This is a genomic window from Kitasatospora sp. NPDC059160, from assembly GCF_042755465.1.
Taxonomy (GTDB): domain Bacteria; phylum Actinomycetota; class Actinomycetes; order Streptomycetales; family Streptomycetaceae; genus Kitasatospora.
Window position 1 is genome coordinate 1 of sequence record NZ_JBHZCN010000253.1, and the last position, 1,081, is coordinate 1,081.

Here is a 1,081-nt window from a genome sequence, read left to right on the forward strand (position 1 = left end):
CTAGTGTCCTGAGTCCTTGATCCGTCGTTGGTCAGTGCATGGGACGTCCTGGGCCGAGGCTGGCCGAGCTGGTGTTGTCGGATCACGAGCGGCAGGTGCTCGGCGCGTGGGTGCGGGGCCAGTCCACCCCGCAGGCCCTGGCGTTGAGAGCCCGGATCGTTCTTGCGTGTGCCGAGGTCGAGCCTGACGGGCTTGCCCGCTCGGCCAGTTCGGTGGCCGCCTCAACCGGGGTGACCACGGAGACGGTCTCCAAGTGGCGGGGCCGTTTCCTCAAGGACCGTCTGGACGGCCTCGGCGACGCACCCCGCCCAGGCCGGGTCCGGACGGTCACCGACGAGCAGGTCGCCGAGCTGGTCCGGGTGACTCTGGAGACGAAACCGAAGAACGCCACGCACTGGTCGACCCGCTCGATGGCCGAGCGGGTGGGCCTGTCCCAGTCCACGGTCTCGCGGGTCTGGCGGGCGTTCGGTCTCCAGCCGCACCGGGCCGAGTCGTTCAAGCTGTCCACCGACCCGTTCTTCGTCGACAAGGTCCACGACGTCGTCGGGCTCTACCTCGACCCGCCTGAGCGGGCGTTGGTGCTCTGCGTGGACGAGAAGTCCCAGATTCAGGCGCTGGACCGCTCGCAGCCGGTGCTGCCGATGATGCCCGGCGTCCCCGAGCGGGCCAGCCACGACTACCTGCGCGCGGGCACCACAACACTGTTCGCCGCCCTGGACGCGACCACCGGCAAGGTGATCGGCTCCCTCCACCGGCGTCACCGCACCGCCGAGTTCAAGAAGTTCCTGGCCAAGCTGGACCGGGAGGTCCCGGCCGGCCTGGACGTACACCTGATCTGCGACAACTACGCGACTCACAAGACCGAGACCGTCAAGAAGTGGCTGCTGGCACACCCACGCTTCCACCTGCACTTCACGCCGACCGGCTCGTCCTGGCTGAACCTGGTCGAGCGGTGGTTCGCCGAACTCACCAACAAGAAGCTCCGCCGCGGCGTCCACCGCTCCGTCCAGGCCCTCGAACGCGACATCCGCGCCTGGGTCGCCGACTGGAACACCGACCCCCGGCCCTACGTCTGGACCAA

Annotated in this window: 1 protein-coding gene; it reads left to right on the plus strand. The window is 68.7% G+C overall.

Annotation, left to right across the window (positions count from 1 at the left end; all coding sequences use genetic code 11):
• Positions 1-38: 38 nt before the first annotated feature.
• A partial coding sequence (locus ACFXOZ_RS42555; protein WP_380533209.1) for an IS630 family transposase occupies positions 39-1,081 on the plus strand: 1,043 nt, incomplete at its 3' end.